The organism is Lacinutrix sp. MEBiC02595, from assembly GCF_053601555.1.
Map to the genome: position 1 here is coordinate 1 of NZ_JBSHNU010000046.1, position 3,005 is coordinate 3,005.

A 3,005-nucleotide genomic window follows, 5' to 3' on the forward strand; every position below is an offset into this window, starting at 1 on the left:
TTACGACTGAATTACACGCAGAAAAACCAATCTGAGCTAATCTGGACAGTAGAAACGTATCATTGCGCTTAAACCGTTGCTAAAATCAGAATTCCTAAATTATATTTATATAAAAATTTAAACATCTGAACTCTGGATAACTAGGAAAAGACCTATAGATAACAACGTATATAATTAATGGCTAGTTTTAGCTTGCTTACGAAAATCTTTGCAGATTTTCTATTCGGTTTTTATTTACTAAATTAGGTGCTGAAACACGCCACTAATCATATACAAACACGTTGTAAAACATTTGAAAAGGCCTAATAGTCAACTATTAAGATTTGATATTTTATTAACTCATGTTGTTTTTGGCTCAAAATTTGTACATTTGCATATAAATAATCCTAAAAAATGCTTAAAGAAGTAAAATATAATGATGTTACTAAATTTTTTGTTAGTCTTTCTAACGAAACAGGTAACTTATTGAGTAATTTAAAGCTTCAAAAACTACTTTATTATATACAAGCTTGGCATCTAGCTAAATTTGAAAAAGAACTATTTGAAGGAAAATTTCAAGCTTGGGTTCATGGACCAGTTTTACCAAGTGCTTACCATGATTATAAACAATATGGGTGGAAACCAATAAATGAAGAAATTGAAGAAGGCTTTTACCTTAAATTTATTGATAGTCTTAAAAAAGAACAAAAGATTTTATTAAAAGAAGTTGTTGAAGAGTATTTTGGAGAAAGTGCTTTCGATTTAGAATTAATGACTCATAGAGAAGAACCTTGGATTAAAGCTAGAAAAGGTTTAGCTATGGACGAACCATCGGAAAATATAATTGACAATCAGTGGATGATTGAATACTATAGTAAGTTTTTAATCGATGGCTAAATCTATCAGTAAACCGAAACATCTTCAAGATTCGGTTATTAAAAAAGCAAAACAATCATTAGAAATTAATCACGATGAATTTGTCAAATTTTCTTTTAAATATTTTCTAGAAGTCCCTGGGAAATTTGAGATTTCATCTAAAGAATCAGACTATTTTATTATATTAATAGATCGTTTAAAAGCATTATCTTCTTTTAAAGTAATGGAATTCTACGCTAATAGAAGCAATGCATTACGGTGTCATCCGATAGATTGGAAAGACACTTCTGAAGATAGTTTTTGCTTAAAAAATGAAGAACAACTTGTTGAAACACCTTATCAATTTGAATTAAGCGCTAATGAATATGGTAGAATTCACGGATTTCTAATTGATTCTACCTTTTATATTAGATGGTTCGACCCTGAACATAAATTATACTCATAAAAAGTAAGTCGTTATTATTAAAAATTTTGATAAAAACGTTTTACAACACCGTATATAATTAATGGCTGGTTCTAGCTTGCTTACGAAAATCTTTACAGATTTTCTATTCGGTTTTTATTTGCTAAATTAGGTGCTTAAACACGCCACTAATCATATACAAACACGTTGTAAGCAATTTGAGAAAATGGGAATACTATCAAAAATATTCAAGAAAAAATCTAACACGAACAAAGCGAGTTTGATTTTGGACGATAAAGGAATTAACTCAATTGGTGGAAAAGCAAGTTCTGAAATTAATATTCCCGAATTGGAAACAAGTCCGATAGTCTATTTTGGATGCATTTCCAAAAACGAAACTCATTTTCCAAAAATTGATTTTGACTTACATTTAGTTTGTCCAATATTCATTGACCTTCAATCACCTGTGTTTTTTGACTACTCAAACCCAAAAAAGCCAAAACTTATCAGAGATAACGTTACTTCGAACTTTAATCAGTTATTTGAAGACATTCCTTCTGATGCTTACATTGAATATAAACGGCTGAATTTCAAAATTGAAAATGCACCAACAGTAAAAATTAAGACTGGTGTTCACGAATTTGATATGGTTCCAGGCGAAATAGGACATACTGAACTACCGAACTGGATTCACGATGAGGAATGGCTTATTTGTCCGATTACTGGGAATAAAATGGAGTTTCTATTTCAGTTAGGAGATATTGATGATAGTGAAACTTTAAAAGGACAAGAAGTTTTAGACAAAGAATCTTTTGACCCTTACTTACACTTCGGACACGGATATTTATATGTATTTTACGAACCTGAATCCAAAGTTGTTGGATATTTAAATCAACTATAAAAAACTGCTTACAACACCGTATATAATTTATTGCTGGTTCTAGCCTGCTTACGAAAACCCTCGCGGATTTTCTATTCGGTTTTTATTTGCTAAATTACGTTCTTAAACACGCAACAAACCATATACAAACACGTTAGCAAACAGTTAAAGAATGACCTACGAAAAAATAATTATTGGTGCTGGAGCTTTAATGGGATTATTCCTTTTAAATAAAACCAAGCCTGTTTTTCTGAAAGTTACATTACTGATTTTAGTTTCATGTTCAATTCTATCGTTTTACCAAGATTCGGATCTTATAAACACAATTTCATTCTTAGGTTTTGGAATTTTAGCTTTGGTGTTTAGCATTTATAGCGGAATAAACAAAAAGTGGTTGAATCTGATTATTGGTCTATTTGCTTTTGTCTCTTTCTTTTTCAAAGTAATGTACTATCCTTATGCTAACGAACTAAAACTTTCAATGATAATCCCGATTATAATTTACATAGTTTTACTCATAAAAAATAAACTTGAAAACAACCAGCTATCGATATTGACAATTCTTGTGGCTTATGAATTAACGGAATTTCTGAAATTGATTACTCTGTGGATTGATTAAAAACCGATTTGCTAACACCGTATATAATTAATGGCTGGTTCTAGCTTGCTTACGAAAATTCTTCCGAATTTTCTATTTGGTTTTTATTTGCTAAATTAGTTGCTTACACACGCCACTAATCATATACAAACACGTTATCTATAAGTTACTCACCAACAAAAATTATTGGAAAATCTATAAGTCTGAACTTCCAACAAGGGAATAATGACTCAGATGAATAATGTAATCTGAAAAACGTTACGGATTGG

Annotated in this window: 4 protein-coding genes; all 4 read left to right on the forward strand. The window is 30.3% G+C overall.

The genetic code is table 11. From position 1 onward, the window contains the following. Positions 1–393: 393 nt before the first annotated feature. The 4 genes from ACVCZW_RS00145 to ACVCZW_RS00160 all read left to right on the forward strand — a co-directional run bounded on the left by ACVCZW_RS00145 (position 394) and on the right by ACVCZW_RS00160 (position 2,757). Complete coding sequence (locus tag ACVCZW_RS00145; protein WP_452231299.1) at positions 394–876, forward strand: Panacea domain-containing protein; 483 nt, start codon at positions 394–396, stop codon at positions 874–876. Beyond that, on the forward strand, positions 869–1,300 hold the full coding sequence (locus tag ACVCZW_RS00150) for a hypothetical protein (RefSeq protein ID WP_452231300.1): 432 nt from the start codon (positions 869–871) through the stop codon (positions 1,298–1,300). Before ACVCZW_RS00145 ends, ACVCZW_RS00150 begins: the two co-directional genes overlap by 8 nt. Positions 1,301–1,484: 184 nt before the next feature. Then, a complete protein-coding gene (locus ACVCZW_RS00155; RefSeq protein WP_452231301.1) occupies positions 1,485–2,159 on the forward strand; it encodes a hypothetical protein in 675 nt (224 codons plus the stop codon). 151 nt (positions 2,160–2,310) lie between these two features. Further along, a complete protein-coding gene (locus ACVCZW_RS00160; protein ID WP_452227660.1) occupies positions 2,311–2,757 on the forward strand; it encodes a hypothetical protein in 447 nt (148 codons plus the stop codon). Positions 2,758–3,005 lie beyond the last annotated feature (248 nt).